The organism is Asanoa sp. WMMD1127 (assembly GCF_029626225.1).
In the GTDB taxonomy this organism is placed as follows: Bacteria; Actinomycetota; Actinomycetes; order Mycobacteriales; family Micromonosporaceae; genus Asanoa.
On the sequence record NZ_JARUBP010000001.1, the window covers coordinates 191,400 to 207,317 of the forward strand.

Sequence of the window (15,918 nt, forward strand, 5' to 3'; positions counted from 1 at the left end):
TGGACCCCATGACCACACGGATGCAGATCACCATCGATTGCGCGGAGCCGACCGCCCTGGCCCGCTTCTGGGCCACGGCACTGCACTACGACCCCGCTCCGCCGCCGTCAGGCTTCGCGAGCTGGCACGCGTGGTACCGCAGCGTCGGCGTGCCCGAGGAGGAGCTCGCGGGCCAGCCCGACGAGCCCGACCGCATCGTCGACCCGGCCGGCGTGGGGCCGAAGTTCTGGTTCCAGCGGGTCCCTGAGCCCAAGACGGTGAAAAACCGGGTCCACCTCGACCTCGACGTCAGCAAGGGCCGCGGCCAGCCGCTCGAGGAGCGACGCGCCGTGGTCGAGTCGGAGGTCGAGCGACTCCGCGCCGCCGGAGCGTCCGTGTTCCGCGTCCTCGACGATCCGGCCAACAGCTACTTCGCGGTGGTTCTGCAGGACCCGGAAGGCAACGAATTCTGCGTGTGCTGAGACCACCGGCGTCGCCGATCGCGGTCGGACGGATAGGGCCACACCTCGCTTTCCGACGCGAACCCCTATCGTTCCAGCATGCTGGATCCGAGCAACGTGGACCTGGATGAGATCGTCGACGCGCTCCAGGATCAAACCGCCGACGAGCACCGCTGGCTGATCAACCCGGCGACGGGCGAGATCGTCTTCTGGACGACGGACGGCGGCATCGACGGGACACGCCGATGGACCTCGACGACCTCGACGGCCTCGACCTGGTCGCGATCGACCCGCTACCGTCCCGCGTCTGGCACCGGGACATGGCCGACTTCGCCGAGGCAATCAGTGACGCCGTCGCCGGCCAGAGACTCGCACGGGCCATCCAGGGCCGTGGTGCGTTCCGTCGGTTCAAAACGAGCTCTACGAGGAGTACCCACACCTCCTACCCGCATGGCACGCCTTCCACGACGCACGCGCGCGGCGCCGGGCCATCGCCTGGCTGATCGACAACTCCCTGGTCGAGGCGGAGTCGGGTGAGCGCCTCGCGGCCCAACACCCTGATCCCGAACTCCCCTGACCTCTCCGGCCGCAGCTGCCATCATCGGACGCCGGGCCGCGGGTTGAGGGTTGGCAGTCACCGGTCGGTCGGCCCGGGCACTCAGCGCAGCGGCGAGCCCAGAGCCGCCGCAACGTTCGCGCACGCTGCCCGTTGGGCACGCACGAAATGCGGTCCGACGGACGGGTCCCTGCTGCTTGCCGACTCGGCCAGACAAGCGGCGATCCCGAACCCACCGCCGCTTCAGCGCGATGTGACCCCGTCACCTGGACGGAGTTTCATGTCCGATCACCTAAGCTGACGGCCATTCGCCGGCATCCGCGGAGGGTTGCGTCCACGGGCGTGGTGTATGACTCGCCCACTTTGGGCGAGATGACGGGGATGGGAACGGCCATCGCTTGATCCTTCGAAACGGCTAAGTCAACGAAGGAGAGATCAAGCGATGGCCGCACCTGTGAGTGTGGATGGTGCCGCGTTTCTACGCGAGCACATCGAGTCCGCGTCACCCGATCTGTTGCGGGCGATGGTCAAGACGTTCGCGGAGGCGTTGATGTCGGCGGAGGCTGACGCGGTCTGCGGCGCTGAGTACGGCGAACGCTGCCAGGATCGGGTGAACTCCCGCAACGGTTACCGGCGTCGGGAGTGGGATACCCGGGCTGGCAGCGTGGAGTTGGCGATCCCGAAGCTGCGTCACGGCTCGTATTTCCCGGAGTGGCTGTTGCAGCACCGCCGGCGTGCGGAGCAGGCCCTGGTGTCGGTGGTGGCCACGGCGTATCTGCTCGGGGTCTCGACCCGGCGGGTGGAGAAACTGGTCGAGCAGCTCGGCATCGCCTCGTTGTCCAAGAGCCAGGTCTCGGAGATGGCCGCGCACCTGGACACGCAGGTCGACGCGTTCCGTAACCGGCCGTTGGACGCGGCGCATTACACGTTCGTGTGGATGGACGCCCTGGTGGTCAAGGTGCGTGAGCACGGCCGGATCGTGAACGTCCACGCCCTGGTCGCGGTCGGGGTCAACGCCGACGGGCAGCGTGAGGTCCTCGGGCTGGACGTCTGCTCGGACGAGGAGGGCTGGTTGGCGTTCCTGCGGTCGCTGACCGCGCGGGGCTTGTCCGGGGTCCGGCTGGTCGTCTCCGACGCCCACCGGGGCCTGGTCGCGGCGATCGGTGCCGCGCTGCCCGGCGCCGGTTGGCAGCGCTGCCGCACCCACTACCTGCGCAACCTGCTGACCAAGGTCCCGAAGTCGGCGCAGCCGTGGGTCGCCACCTTGGTCCGCACCGTCTTCGACCAGCCCGATCCTGACAGTGTCCGAGCGCAGTACGACCGCGCCGTGACCGCGATCGCCGAACGGTTCCCAGCCGCTGCCGAGCACCTCGACGACGCCCGCGGCGAGCTCCTGGCGTTCACCGCGTTCCCGCGAGAGGTTTGGCGCCAGATCTGGTCGAACAATCCCCAGGAACGGTTGAACAAGGAAATCCGCCGCCGCACCGACGTGGTCGGGATCTTCCCGAACCGGGCCGCGATCATCCGCCTGGTCGGCGCGGTCCTGGCCGAACAGACCGACGAATGGATCGAGGGGCGCCGCTACATGGGCCTCGAGATCCTCGCCAAAGCCCGACTAACCGTGATCACGACCGAGGGAACCGACCACGCCACAGCCGCCACGGAGCTAGCAGCCGCCTAACATCAACCCAACTGGATCAAACGCTGGCCGTTCCTACACCACGCCAGCGGACGCGACCTCCGCGGAGCGTTGCCCGGTCGCCTTTCCCGTTCTTCGAAATTGGCATTCTTGATTCGCCCGCCAGGACCCCCGGAGCGCTGAGTTCGAGGATAATGGACACATGCGGCAGCTCCAGATGTTCACCAGCCGTGAATTGGCTGCCATGCGCGACCGGACCAGATCTCGTAACTATTCGCAAGAGGCAGACGAATTCCGTCGCGCACATCAACGCCATCGGGCTTGGGGATTGGCGCAGCGCCACGCCGAAAAGCTACGCCGTGCCAGCAACTCGTGGTCCGACCGGAGGCCGGCCCCAACTGCACCGCAGAGCGAGACCGGCCGTTTGGAGCCTCGCGGCTACGCGTCAGGCGCTAGCGAACCGACCCACCGCGAACCCCTGCCCGGCAGGCCCGAGCCGCCGGCTCTCAGGCGAGAGCCGAACCCGACCCCAGGCTCCAGGCCACTCGAGGTAACCGACCCCAGCCCAACCTCGTCGGTCGGGCCGCGCCCCGCCGGAACCGGCCGGCGCAAGCGCGTCCAGCCCGAGAGCGAGGCGGTCCGAGCGCAACGGTCCACCCAGCCATCTCCGCGACAGAACCGACCCACCTCAACGCAAGCGCGACCAACCACCAAGGCGGTCCGAACGCAACGGTCCACCCAGCCCATCTCCGCGACAGAACCGACCCACCTCAACGCAAGCGCGACCAACCACCAAGGCGGTCCGAACGCAACGGTCCACCCAAACCACCTCCGCAACAGAACCGACCCACCTCAACGCAAGCGCGACCAACCACCGAGGCGATCCGAGCGCAACGGTCCACCCAGCCCACCTCTACGACAGAACCGACCCACCTCAGCGCAAGCGCGACCAACCACCGAGGCGATCCGAGCGCAACGGTCCACCCAGCCCACCTCCGCGACAGAACCGACCCACCTCAACGCAAGCGCGACCAACCGCCCAGGCGATCCGAGCGCAACGGTCCACCCAGCCCACCTCCGCGACAGAACCGACCCACCTCAACGCAAGCGCGACCAACCACCAAGGCGGTCCGAACGCAACGGTCCACCCAGCCCATCTCCGCGACAGAACCGACCCACCTCAACGCAAGCGCGACCAACCACCAAGGCGGTCCGAACGCAACGGTCCACCCAAACCACCTCCGCAACAGAACCGACCCACCTCAACGCAAGCGCGACCAACCACCGAGGCGATCCGAGCGCAACGGTCCACCCAGCCCACCTCTACGACAGAACCGACCCACCTCAGCGCAAGCGCGACCAACCACCGAGGCGATCCGAGCGCAACGGTCCACCCAGCCCACCTCCGCGACAGAACCGACCCACCTCAACGCAAGCGCGACCAACCGCCCAGGCGATCCGAGCGCAACGGTCCACCCAGCCCACCTCCGCGACAGAACCGACCCACCTCAACGCAAGCGCGACCAACCGCCCAGGCGATCCGAGCGCAACGGTCCACCCAGCCCATCTCCGCGACAGAACCGACCCACCTCAGCGCAAGCGCGACCAACCGCCCAGGCGATCCCGCGCCGCCGGCCTCAGCTCAGCCCCACAGCGCAGTGGACGCGAACCCGGCGGGCGGTCAGGAAAAACAGCCGAGGTTGGCTGGCCGGCGACCTGGCGATTCGGCCCGGCACGACCGGCCTGGCCTGGCTGCGGCCATGCGCATTGGGTCTTGGCCGCCGAGCACAGGCAACGCTGGGCGGGCCAGCACGGCAACGAAAATCGCGACCACTCAGATCTCCCGGCGAACAAGGCCGATGCGGTAAGGCAAAGGGCAAGTGACCGAATAGGCGACCCACCAACAAAACGACGAGCCGAGCAGCCGGCTAAGTTGGCGCGCGATTTACCACATGGCGCAGCCACCGCTCCACAGCGTCGTAATAGTAAATTCGCGACAATCGCATTTGTGCGCCAGCTGTCCCGCAACGCGACTGCTGTGCCGGTGGTGCCTTCCGTCATGCCGCAAAGCGCCGAGACGGGATGGGTTCTCGAGTCCCTCAGCCGATGGGGCGGGCGTGGGTAACCAGCCGGATCAACGCTATGAGAATCGAGCGTCGAAGCGCCGGTCACGGAAATAACACGCCAACGTGCGGGCGAGCTCCGCCGCCTCCGCCCGAGCAAACGGCCGACAGGCCAGTCGACACCTAGTTCAGAAGCGACGTCGGGGAACGCACGCGGACAAAAAACCCTATACGGGACCGCAGGCACGGGTGCCGCCATCCCCCCACACCGAGCAAGGCCCGTTCTGGGCGCATCGGTGGTCGGGGTGGGCCCGGCGTGTCAGTCTTACGGTGCGGGTCGACCCGGTTTCTGACGGGGGTGGATCAATGTCGGATGGAGCCTCTAGCGGGCCGCGGCGCGGCGCCGAGACCGTCGAGGTGCTCGGTGGCCGGCTGGTGATCAACGATGGTCCGGCGATCATCGCGGCGGCGAGAGAAGATCGCGTGCGGCTGCTCGGGGGTGGCTACTTCCCGCCGCCCGTGCAGGACGTGCGCTACTGGCTGGACACCGCGACCGTCGACGGCGCCGCCATGCACCAGATGTCCGCCGACGTGAGCGTGCGCGGCGGGCCGACCGCCCGCACGATGTTCGACGCCGCCATGCTCGGGGCCGCCGCGCCGCTCGGCGCCATGCTGGCCCGGCGGTTCGGCAACGACGGGCCCGTGGCCAGCCGCATCGCCCAGGGCGCCGAGGTCATCGCGACCGTGCCCAGCCGGCTGGTCCGCACCATCTGGCCGCCCGACGACTACGGCGAGAAGGTCGACCCGCTGGCCGCCGCCAACGCGGCCGGGCTCAAGGCGACGATCACCTACCCCGGGCCGCCGGCCAGCGCCAAGCCCGGCAACGGCAACCCGTTCTCGGCGGAGGGGCCGCTGCGCAGCGGCCCACGTACGATCGCGATCCGGGCCGCCGTGCCCAGCGCCGAGATGACCACCGACCTGCTGCGCGAGATGACCCTGCTGGTCCTGCGCGTGGTCGGCGAGTTCGCGGGCGGCGAGGCGCCGCTGCGCGGGCGCACCTACGTGATCGGCCGCCGCGAGACCACCCAGCCGCCGCCCAACACCGCCAACCCGAGTGCCGCGTCGCCGGGGCCGACGCGCACCGAGAACGTCACGCTCGACCAGGTCGGCGGGCTCGACAAGATCGTCGGGCAGTTCCGCGAGATCGCGGTCAGCTTCCGCCACCCCGACATCATGGCCCGCTGGGGCGCGCGCCGGCCGCAGGGCATCCTGCTCTACGGGCCGCCCGGCACCGGCAAGACCATGCTGGCCCGGGCGCTGGCCAACGAGATCGGCGCGACGTTCCGCGAGATCCGCACGCCGGAGATCCTCGACAAGTGGCTCGGCGGCTCCGAACGCAACATCAAGACGATCTTCCAGGAGGCGCGGCGCTACCGGCACCCGACGGTGATGCTCTTCGACGAGTTCGACAGCATCATCAGCTACGCGGGTTCGGGCGGCGACGCGGCCAGCCAGGCCGTCAACGCCGTGGCCGGCATCTTCAAGCAGGAGATGAACAACCTGATCGAGGACAACCAGAACGTGATCGTGGTGGCGACGACCAACTTCCCGCACCGGGTCGACGACTCCCTGATCCGCTCCGGCCGCTTCGACGTCAAGCTGTCCATCCCGCTGCCCGACCCGAAGGGCCGCGAGGAGATCTTCAAGATGAAGATCCGCGACCTGGCCGAGCGCCACGAGTACACGGGCTTCACGATGTTCGCCGACGACGTCGACCCGGCCGAGCTCGCGGCGCACAGCCACGGCTTCAGCGGCGCCGACGTCGGCGAGGTGCTGCGCCGCGCCCAGCTGGCCAAGGCGATGCAGGAGGCCCGCGGCGGCAAGGGCGAGCCGATCACCCAGGCCGACCTCATGCAGATCACCACGACGCTGCGGCACTAGTCTCAAGAGCCATGAGCACGGGTACGGCGCTGGTCCGCGCGCCGAGTTCACGGCTGGCCGAGGGCATCGTCACGCACATCGCGCGTACGCCCGTCGACGTCGACCTGGCCCGGCGGCAGCATGACGCCTACCGCGCGGCGCTGGCCGACGCGGGCTGGTCCACCGTCGACGTGCCGCCGGCCGACGACTGCCCGGACAGCGTGTTCGTCGAGGACACGCTCGTCGTCTGCGGCGACCTCGCGATCGTGACCCGCCCCGGCGCGCCCGAACGCCGCGGCGAGATCCCCGGCGCCCGGGCCGCGGCCGAGTCCCTCCTGCTCGACGTGGTCGAGATCGAGGCGCCCGGCACCCTCGACGGCGGCGACGTGCTGCAGGTCGGCGACCGCGTCTACGTCGGCGTCGGCGGCCGCACCAACCAGGCCGGCTTCGACCAGCTCGCGACCCACCTGGCCGGCCGCGGCCGCACCGCGACGCCGGTCGCCCTGCATGGCGTGCTCCACCTCAAGTCGGCCGTCACCGCGCTGCCCGACGGCACCCTGGTCGCGCTGCCCAACCTCGTCGACATCCAGGCGCTGCCACAGCTCCTGCCGGTCGAGGAGGAAGGCGGCGCGCACGTGGTGCTGCTCGGCGAGGAGCGGGTGCTGATCGCCGCGTCGGCGCCGCGCACCGCCGACCTGATCCACCGGCTCGGGTTCGCGCCGGTCGTCGTCGACATCAGCGAGTACGAGAAGCTCGAAGGTTGCGTAACCTGCCTCAGCGTGCTGGTGCCGCCCATAAGCTGAGAACTCGGGCGGGCGTACGGGGGTGCGCGGGTGACGGTCATGACCACGGCAGAGGGCGACGACGTCCGGCCTCGTGAGCTGTCCCGGCGGCAGATCAACGTCATCTACGGCACGGTCGCGCTCGGCCTGCTGCTCGCCGCGATGGACCAGACGGTGGTGGCCACCGCGCTGCCCACGATCGTCGGCGACCTGGGCGGTGCCAACCATCTGTCCTGGGTGGTCACCGCGTACCTGCTCACCCAGACCATCGCCGCCGCCCTCGCCGGCAAGTTCGGTGACCAGTTCGGCCGGAAGCGGATCTTCCAGGTCAGCGCCCTCGTCTTCATCGTCGGCTCGCTGCTCTGCGGCGCCGCGCAGAGCCTGATCTGGCTGGTGTGCTCGCGCGCCGTGCAGGGCATCGGCGCCGGCGGCCTGCTGGTCACCGCGACCGCGCTGATCGGCGACGTGATCCCGCTCCGCGACCGCGGCCGCTACCAGGGCGGCCTCGGCGCCGTGTTCGGCTTGTCCACGGTGGTCGGCCCGCTGATCGGCGGCCTGTTCACCGACAGCGGCCTGGGCTGGCGCTGGGTCTTCTACATCAACGTCCCGCTGGCGGTCCTCGTCATCCTGGTCGCCGCCCGGACCATCCCGGCGATCACGAGCCGCGGCAAGCCGATCATCGACTACCTCGGCATCGTGCTGATCGGCGCCGGCGCGGCCGGCCTCACGCTGGCGACGAGCTGGGGCGGCACGGAGTACGCGTGGACCTCCCCCGTGATCATCGGCCTGTTCGCGGTGTCGGTGGTGCTGCTGGTCGCGTTCGGCTTCGCCGAGCGCCGGGCCCGCGAGCCGGTGCTGCCGATCCGGCTGTTCCAGTCGCGCGTGTTCGTGGTCTCGTCGGCGCTCAGCTTCGTCGTCGGCTTCACCCTGCTCGGCGCGCTCACCTTCCTGCCCACGTACCTGCAATGGGTTCAAGGTGTGTCGGCCACGGTCTCGGGCGTACGCACCCTGCCGCTCGTGATCGGCCTGCTCGTCACCGCCGTCCTGGCCGGCAACACGGTCAGCCGCACCGGCCGCTACAAGGCCTTCCCGATCGCCGGCGGCCTCGTCATGGCGCTCGGCCTCTATCTGCTGTCGCGGATGGGCAGTGACACGTCCACGCTGCTCACGTCGGTCTACATGTTCGTCTTCGGCGTCGGCATCGGCCTGTCCATGCAGATCCTGATCATCATCGTGCAGAACACGGTCGCCTACCGCGACCTCGGCGTCGCCACCTCGGGCGTCACGTTCCTGCGCACCCTCGGCAGCTCCTTCGGCGCGGCGGTGTTCGGCACGATCTTCGCGAACCAGCTCCAGCACCACCTGACCGACGCGTTGCGCCAGACCGGCGTGATCCCACCGCAGGTGCTCGGCCTCCCGACCGCGGTGCACGACCTGCCACCGGCCCAGTCAGGACCCATCATCGAGGCGTACGCCCAGTCGGTGCACAGCCTGTTCCTCTACGCCGTGCCGGTGCCGCTGGTGGCGTTCGCGCTGGCCTGGTTCCTCAAGGAGGTGCCGCTGCGCGACATGGCCCGCGCGGCCGCGCCCGACCTGGGCGAGGGCTTCGGCATGCCGGACGCCCAGAGCTCCGACGGCGAGCTCGAGCGCGCGATCTCCCGGGTCTTCCGCAGCGAGGGCCCGGCCGCGGCGCCGTCGGTGCTGGCCGCCTCGGGCACCAACCTGGGCGCCGCCGACGCGTGGTGCCTGGCCCAAATCCACCTGCGGACCCGTTATGCGGGCCCGATCGACCTGGCCGGCGTGGGCCGCGCCTACCACCTCCCAGGGGCGGTCCTCCGCCCCGCCTTCGCCGCCGCGGCGTGGCGGGGCCTGGTGGCGATCGACGACGACGAGTGCCTGAGCCTGACGGGACCGGGCGAGGAGGCCTACGGCAAGCTCGCCGAGGCCTGGAAGACCTGGCTGCTGACCAAGCTCCCGGAACGCGACGGCCAACGCCCGACCCGGGCCGATCTGGATGCCGCCCTCAGCCGGATCGCCACCCGCCTGGCCGACACGGAGAACACCCAACCCCCGGCCGCGGCCGCCCTCCACCCGGCCGGTTAGGGCACGGCCACGCTGGTCAGCGCGTGGCTGTCGGTCCACAGGTCGTCCGCGCGCACGGTGTCGTAGGACTCGTCCGACGAGCGGACGGCCGTACGCCCGTCGAAGTACCGACCCGTGGTGGTCGCCAGTTCCGGCGCGGTCGCGAGCCAGGCGAGCGCGCTGCCCGACTCGTGCGCGGAGTGGATGTTCGGCGTCACCACCCGGCGCAGAAGCCACGTCAGGTGAGGCAGGACGTGCCGGGAGACGAACCGCACGGGGGCCGGCAGCGAGCGTCCCAGACTCGTGCCCAGGACCATGCCAGGGTTGAAGGCGTTGGCGGTGATGCCATCCGGCAGGCGGCGGGCCAGGGCGTAGGTGAAGTAGACGTTGGCCAGTTTCGACGTGCTGTAGCGGCGCTGACCGGCGACGAATGCGTTGTCGCCGGCGGCCGACGGCGCGAGGGTGCCGCGGGAGAGGGCATCCGCGTTGCTCCACGCGGGGGCCGGGCCGAGCTCCAAGGCCGGGTCGTGGGTGTCGCTCGCGACCACGACGACGCGGGCGGGCGCCCGGAGCACCGGCAGCAGCTCATTGACCAGCACGAAGTGGCCCAGGTGGTTCACGCCGAAGGCGGTCTCGAAGCCGTCGGCGGTGTGGGTCAGGCGGGTCCCGGTCTGCACACCGGCGTTGCACACCAGAGCATGCACATGGGGGATCTCGCCCGACTCCACGCGGGCGGTCAGCCCACTGGCGAACGCCCTGACGGACGCGAGCGACGACAGATCCATCGTCATCGCCTCGACCGTGTTGCCTGGTGCGGCGCGGGCGGTCAGCGCTTCGACGGCGAGTTGGCCCCGGCCCGAGTCACGTACCGGCAACACGAGGTGCCACGGGCCGTTCTCCGACCCCAGGATCGCGGCGGCGGCTGCGAACCCGATGCCGCTGTTTCCGCCGGTGAGGACGATGGTTCGGGATGCGTTCTTGGACATAGTTCGAGGTTGTCACCGCAGATCTGGACGCTGAATAATTGTCGGTCCGCGTTTTTTGCGCGAGAGTGTCAACATGCGCAGTGACCAGCTGTCCGAGGTGTTCGAACTCGTCGAGATTCGAGGTGTCGTGGCCGGCGGGTTCGCCGCGCGTGGCCCCTGGGTGGCGCGGTCGCCCTGCCGGGATTCGCTGAAGCTCGTCGCCATGGTCTCCGGCCACGGCCGGCTGCTCACCGACGGCCTCGACGAGCCCGTCGAGCTCGCGCCGGGCGACGTCGCCATCCTCACCAACCGGTCATGGCTGCAGCACGAGGGCGGCAGCGGCACGGGACCACGCCGCCAGATCGGGCCCGAGGAGAACTTCACCGGCCTCACCGACGCCGACCGCAGCACCGACGACATCGTCCTCGGCACCGCCGTGGACATCAACCCGGCGGGCCGTGAGCTGCTGTTGCGGGCGATGCCACCCGTGGGACACGTCCGGGCGTCGGCCGCGACCAACCTGCGTAGCCTCCTGAACCAGCTGTTCGAGGAGGTCGCCGGCCAGCGCACCGGCTCCACGTTCGCGATCCGGCAGTACGCGCAGCTCCTCGTGCTCCACGCCCTCCGCGCCTACCTCGACCAGGCCGACGTGCCACCCGGATGGCTCCGCGTGCTGACCGACGAACGGCTGCGCCCCGCCTTGGAACTCATGCACTCCGAGCCCGGAAAGCCGTGGGGCCTGGCGGATCTGGCGGGTGCCGCCGCGATGTCACGGTCCTCGTTCGCCCGGCATTTCCGAGATGTGGCCGGTGTCCCACCGTTGACCTACCTCAGCCGCTACCGGATGCTCCTCGCGCAGCGCGCCCTGCGCGGCCAGGACGTACGCGTCGGTGCGCTCGCGGTCGAGCTGGGCTACGGCTCCGAGGCCGCCTTCAGCAACGCGTTCAAGCGAGAGGTCGGAGAGTCGCCCCTGCGTTACCGACATCGCGCCCGCAACGAGCGCCAGATACTCGGTGAGGTGTTTCCGGCCAACGCGCCAACCTCGAACGCGCCTGCGGGCGCGGTGGAAGGATGGGGTCATGACTGAGGCGACGCGGGTGGCGGTCATCGGCACCGGCAACATGGGTGGCGCGATGGTCGGGCGGTTGCGGGCCGCCGGCTTCCCCGTGACCGCGTGGAACCGCACCCGGGAGCGGGCCGACGACGTCGCGGCCCGAAGCGGAGCGACCGTCGCCGGCACACCGCGGGAGGCCACCGGCACCTCCGACGTCGTGATCGTGTCGCTCTCCAACGACGAGGCCGACCTGGCCGCCCACGAAGGGCGCGACGGCATCGTCGCCGGGCTGAGGCGCGGGACCGTCGTCGTCGACACGAGCACCATCGACCCGCGCACCACCCTGCGGCTGGCCGAGATGGTGCGCGGCGCCGGCGGCGTACACGTCGACTGCCCTGTCTCCGGCAGCGTCAGCAGCGTCGAGGCCGGCACCCTGACCGCGCTGGCCGCCGGCGACGCCGGAGACGTCGACCGGGTCCGACCCGTCCTCGAACATCTGAGCGGCAAGATCTTCCACATCGGACCGACCGGCACCGGCGCCACCATGAAGGTCGCGATCAACACCTTGCTGATCGCGATCAACCAGGGGCTTTCCGAGGCGTACGTGCTGGCCGAGGCGGCCGGGATCGACCGGGGCACCGCGTACGACGTGTTCGAGGCCGGTGCGACCGGCGCGCCGTTCCTGAAATACAAGCGGGGCGTGTTCGAGCATCCCGACGACACGCCGGTCGCGTTCACGCTGGGGCTGGTCAACAAGGATGCCGACCTGGTGCTGGCGCTGGCCGAGCGGGTCGGCGTGCCGGTGACGCAGGCGCAGGCCAACAAGGCGGCGATCGCGGCGGCACTGGACGACGGCTACGCCGAGCGGGACATCAGCACGATGGCCAAGCACCTGCGCGAGCTACGGAGCCGCTCCAGCCGCGGCTAGGTTGAGGCCCATGACCACGGTTAAGCAGATGCGACTCGTCGTCCAGGTCGACGACTACGACGCCGCGGTGGCGTTCTTCCGCGACACGCTGGGGCTCACCGAGGAGGCGGCGTTCAGCGGCGGTGACGACGCCCGGGTGATCATCCTCGAGGCCGGCCGGGCCACGCTCGAGCTGGCCAACCCGGCGCACCACCGCTACATCGACGAGGTCGAGGTCGGCCGGCCCGTCGCGCCCCGGTTCCGCCTCGCGTTCGAGGTCGACGACACGGAGGCGACCACGGAGGCGATCAAGACGGCGGCCGCGCCGGTCGCGCCGCCGACGGAGACGCCCTGGCGGTCGCTGAACGCCCGCTTCGACGCCCCCGGCGACCTGCACATCACCCTGTTCCAGGAGCTGGACTAAGAAATCTCCGCCGCGATGTCGATTGCGGCCGAGTCGATCGTCGTGAGGATGAGAGGTGGTCACCGACCACCGCCTGTCTGAGGGAGTAACACACCATGCGCTACCTGCTGCTCATCTACAGCGAGGAAACTCCGGGCGCCCCCGACCCCGCCGAGGCGGAGAAGGTGATGAACGAGTACTGGGCGTACTCCGACGCTGTCCAGAAGGCCGGGGTCAGCAACGCGAGCGACGCCCTGCAGGAGTCCTCGACCGCGACGACGGTGCGGGTCCGCGACGGCCAGCGGACGGTCACCGACGGCCCGTTCGCCGAGACCCGCGAGGTGCTCGGCGGCTTCTACGCGATCGACGTGCCCGACCTGGACGCCGCGATCGAGTGGGCCGAGCGCTGCCCCGGCGCCAAGTACGGGTCGATCGAGATCCGGCCCGTCATGGAGTTCGGCGACTAGCTCGTGCGTACGGGCGCCGCCTCCGTCGAGGCCGTCTTCCGCGAGGAGTGGGGACGGCTGCTGGCGACGCTCGTCCGTAGCCTGGGCGACCTCGACCTGGCCGAGGAGGTCGCGGCCGACGCGGTCGCCTCCGCCGTCGCCCGCTGGCCGAAAGACGGTGTCCCCGACCGCCCGGGGGCGTGGCTGCTCACTGTGGCCCGCCACCGGGCGGTCGACCTGCTCCGCCGCGACAAGGTGTTCGCCGCCAAGCTCGCGCTGCTCCAGGTCGAGGCCGACCGCCGCGACAGCCCGCCGCCGCTCGACCCGGTGTGGAGCGACGACGCGCCCGACGAGCGCCTGCGGCTCTTCTTCACCTGCTGCCACCCGTCCCTCGCGCCCGACGCCCAGCTCGCGCTCACCCTCACCTGCCTGGCCGGGCTGACCACGCCGGAGGCGGCGCGGGCCGTGCTGGTGCCGCCGGCCACGATGGCGCAGCGGGTGGTGCGGGCGAAACGCAAGATCCGCGAGGCCCGGATCCCGTTCCGCGTGCCGGACGCCGCCCAGCTACCCGACCGGCTGCCGGCGGTGCTGCGGGTGATCTACGTGATCTTCACCGAGGGGTACGCCGCCACGGCCGGCCCGCAGCTCGTCCGGGCCGACCTGGCCGAGGAGGCCATCCGTCTCGCCCGGATCCTGCACCGCCTGCTGCCGGCCGAGCGCGAGGTCGCCGGCCTGCTGGCGCTGATGCTGCAGGTCGACGCCCGCCGCCCGGCCCGGGTCGACGCGGCCGGCGACATGGTGCTGCTGGAGGACCAGGACCGCTCACTGTGGACGATCGACAAGATCGTCGAAGGGCGCCGGCTCGTGATCGAGGCGCTGACCGGCGGCCCGCCCGGCCCGTACGCCCTGCAGGCCGCCATCGCCGCGGTGCACAACGAGGCCGCCTCGGTGTCGACCACCGACTGGCCGCAGGTCGTCGCCCTCTACGACGTACTCCGCACGGTCGCGCCCTCGCCCCTCGTCGACCTGAATCGGGCCGTGGCGGTGGCGATGACGGACGGTCCGGCCGCGGGCCTCGCGCTGCTCGACGAGCTCGCCGAGGACCGGCACCTGGCCGCCTACCACCTGCTGCCCGCGGCCCGGGCCGACCTGCTGCGCCGGTTGGGCCGCACCGGTGAGGCGGCCGACGCCTACCGGGCCGCGCTGGCGTTGGTCGGCAACGAGCCCGAGCGCGCGTACCTCACCCGCCGCCTCGAATCGCTACGATCCCCGGATGTTTGAGATCTCCCCGGTCGGGGCCGTCTCGTCCCCGCTCACCGACCGCGCGAGCGCGCCGAAGCAGGGCGACGAGGGCGCGCCGGACGCGTGGCTGGTCTTCGAGCCCGCCGTCGCCGACGCCCTGGCCGACCTCGCGCCCGGCCAGGAGGTGCTGCTGCTCACCTGGTTCGACCGGGCAGCCCGGGACGTGCTGGCCGTGCGCCCGCGCGGCGCCGCCGACCGGCCGCTGACCGGCGTGTTCAGCACCCGCTCCCCCGACCGGCCCAACCCGATCGGCCTGCACCGCGTCACCGTGCTCGAGGTCGACGGGCTCCGGGTCAAGGTCTCCGGCCTCGAGGCGCTCGACGGCACGCCGATCGTCGACGTGAAGCCCGTGCTCGGCGGCGTCTCCGAGCGTTGACCTCAACCGCGGTTGAGGTGTGATCCTTCCGCGTATGCGAGTTGTCTGGTTGACGCGGTTCGGTGACCCGTCGGTGCTGACACCCGGCGAGGCGCCCGACCCGGTGCCCGGCCCCGGTCAGGCGCTGGTCGAGGTGGCCTTCGCCAACATCACCTTCATCGAGACCATGTTCCGCGCGACCGGTTTCGGCCCGTTCCAGGGCGCCCTCCCGATGGTGCCCGGCAACGGCGTCGGCGGCGTCGTCACCGCGGTCGGGGCGGGGGTCGACCCGGCGCTGGTCGGCACGCGGGTCGTGACCTCGACCGGCGGTTCCGGCGGGTACGCGTCGCAGGTGGCCGTCGACGCCACCGCCCTCGTGCCGGTGCCCGACGGTCTGGGCTTGGCCGACGCGGTGGCCCTCCTCGCCGACGGTCGCACCGCCCTGCTGCTCCTGCGCGCGGCCGCCCCCGGGCCCGGCGAGCGGGTCCTCGTCGAGGCGGCCGCCGGCGGCGTCGGCACGCTGCTCGTCCAGCTCGCGAAGGCGGCCGGCGCCACGGTCGTCGGTGCGGCCGGCCCCGGCAAGCTCGACCTCGTCCGCGACCTCGGCGCCGACCGACCGGTCGACTACACCGTCGCGGGCTGGGCCGCCACCGCCGGACCGGTCGACGTCGTGTTCGACGGCGTGGGCGGCGCGGTGGCCCGGCAGGCGTTCGATCTGCTCGAGCGCGGGGGTCGGATGGTCAGCTACGGCCTCTCCAGCGGCGCCTGGTCCGACGTCACCGACGACGAGGCCGCCGCCCGCGGCGTGACCCTGCTCCGCGGCGTCACGGGCCCGCCGGAGGAGCTGCGGGCGCTGACCGCCGAGGCGCTCGCCCGCGCCGCCGCCGGCGAGCTCCGCCCGGTGATCGGCCAGCGCTTCCCGCTGGAGGCGGCCGCCGACGCCCACGCGGCGATCGAGGCCCGCTCCACCGTGGGCAAGACCCTGCTGGTGGTGGCCTAGTGGC

The 15,918-nt window shown here is 71.1% G+C and carries 14 protein-coding genes; 13 read left to right on the top strand and 1 reads right to left on the bottom strand.

Annotated elements, in window-relative coordinates; translation table 11 throughout:
• Nucleotides 1-8: 8 nt before the first annotated feature.
• From O7635_RS01020 to O7635_RS01045, 6 genes are all read left to right on the top strand, one after another.
• Nucleotides 9-461 (top strand): VOC family protein, encoded by a 453-nt coding sequence (locus O7635_RS01020; RefSeq protein ID WP_278078483.1) that lies wholly within the window; start codon nt 9-11, stop codon nt 459-461.
• A gap of 224 nt (nt 462-685) precedes the next feature.
• On the top strand, nt 686-943 hold the full coding sequence (locus O7635_RS01025; protein ID WP_278078484.1) for a hypothetical protein: 258 nt from the start codon (nt 686-688) through the stop codon (nt 941-943).
• 495 nt (nt 944-1,438) lie between these two features.
• Complete coding sequence (locus tag O7635_RS01030; protein WP_278078485.1) at nt 1,439-2,677, top strand: IS256 family transposase; 1,239 nt, start codon at nt 1,439-1,441, stop codon at nt 2,675-2,677.
• A gap of 2,387 nt (nt 2,678-5,064) precedes the next feature.
• Nucleotides 5,065-6,639, top strand: coding sequence for an ATP-binding protein (locus O7635_RS01035; RefSeq protein ID WP_278078486.1), 1,575 nt, complete (start codon nt 5,065-5,067; stop codon nt 6,637-6,639).
• Between the two features lie 11 nt (nt 6,640-6,650).
• Nucleotides 6,651-7,421 (top strand): dimethylargininase, encoded by a 771-nt coding sequence (gene ddaH, locus O7635_RS01040; RefSeq protein ID WP_278078487.1) that lies wholly within the window; start codon nt 6,651-6,653, stop codon nt 7,419-7,421.
• Between the two features lie 39 nt (nt 7,422-7,460).
• A complete protein-coding gene (locus O7635_RS01045; protein WP_278078488.1) occupies nt 7,461-9,503 on the top strand; it encodes an MDR family MFS transporter in 2,043 nt (680 codons plus the stop codon).
• Here O7635_RS01045 and O7635_RS01050 read toward each other — a convergent pair.
• Nucleotides 9,500-10,468 (bottom strand): SDR family NAD(P)-dependent oxidoreductase, encoded by a 969-nt coding sequence (locus O7635_RS01050; RefSeq protein WP_278078489.1) that lies wholly within the window; start codon nt 10,466-10,468, stop codon nt 9,500-9,502. The genes O7635_RS01045 and O7635_RS01050 overlap by 4 nt on opposite strands.
• Before the next feature lie 73 nt (nt 10,469-10,541).
• Here O7635_RS01050 and O7635_RS01055 point away from each other — a divergent pair, with 73 nt between their 5' ends.
• From O7635_RS01055 to O7635_RS01085, 7 genes are all read left to right on the top strand, one after another.
• Nucleotides 10,542-11,534: an AraC family transcriptional regulator gene (locus O7635_RS01055; protein WP_278078490.1), complete on the top strand. Its 993-nt coding sequence runs from the start codon at nt 10,542-10,544 to the stop codon at nt 11,532-11,534.
• Nucleotides 11,527-12,429: an NAD(P)-dependent oxidoreductase gene (locus tag O7635_RS01060; protein ID WP_278078491.1), complete on the top strand. Its 903-nt coding sequence runs from the start codon at nt 11,527-11,529 to the stop codon at nt 12,427-12,429. Before O7635_RS01055 ends, O7635_RS01060 begins: the two co-directional genes overlap by 8 nt.
• Nucleotides 12,430-12,439: 10 nt before the next feature.
• Complete coding sequence (locus tag O7635_RS01065) at nt 12,440-12,832, top strand: VOC family protein (protein ID WP_278078492.1); 393 nt, start codon at nt 12,440-12,442, stop codon at nt 12,830-12,832.
• A 95-nt stretch (nt 12,833-12,927) separates the two neighbouring features.
• Nucleotides 12,928-13,278 (top strand): YciI family protein, encoded by a 351-nt coding sequence (locus tag O7635_RS01070; RefSeq protein WP_278078493.1) that lies wholly within the window; start codon nt 12,928-12,930, stop codon nt 13,276-13,278.
• Nucleotides 13,279-13,281: 3 nt separating this feature from the next.
• Nucleotides 13,282-14,538: an RNA polymerase sigma factor gene (locus O7635_RS01075; RefSeq protein ID WP_278078494.1), complete on the top strand. Its 1,257-nt coding sequence runs from the start codon at nt 13,282-13,284 to the stop codon at nt 14,536-14,538.
• Nucleotides 14,531-14,935 (top strand): tRNA (N6-threonylcarbamoyladenosine(37)-N6)-methyltransferase TrmO, encoded by a 405-nt coding sequence (tsaA, locus tag O7635_RS01080; RefSeq protein WP_278078495.1) that lies wholly within the window; start codon nt 14,531-14,533, stop codon nt 14,933-14,935. The genes O7635_RS01075 and tsaA overlap by 8 nt, the downstream gene beginning before the upstream one ends.
• A gap of 34 nt (nt 14,936-14,969) precedes the next feature.
• The gene (locus tag O7635_RS01085; RefSeq protein ID WP_278078496.1) at nt 14,970-15,914 is read left to right on the top strand and encodes a zinc-binding dehydrogenase; all 945 of its coding nucleotides are present in this window, start codon (nt 14,970-14,972) and stop codon (nt 15,912-15,914) included.
• Nucleotides 15,915-15,918: the final 4 nt, after the last annotated feature.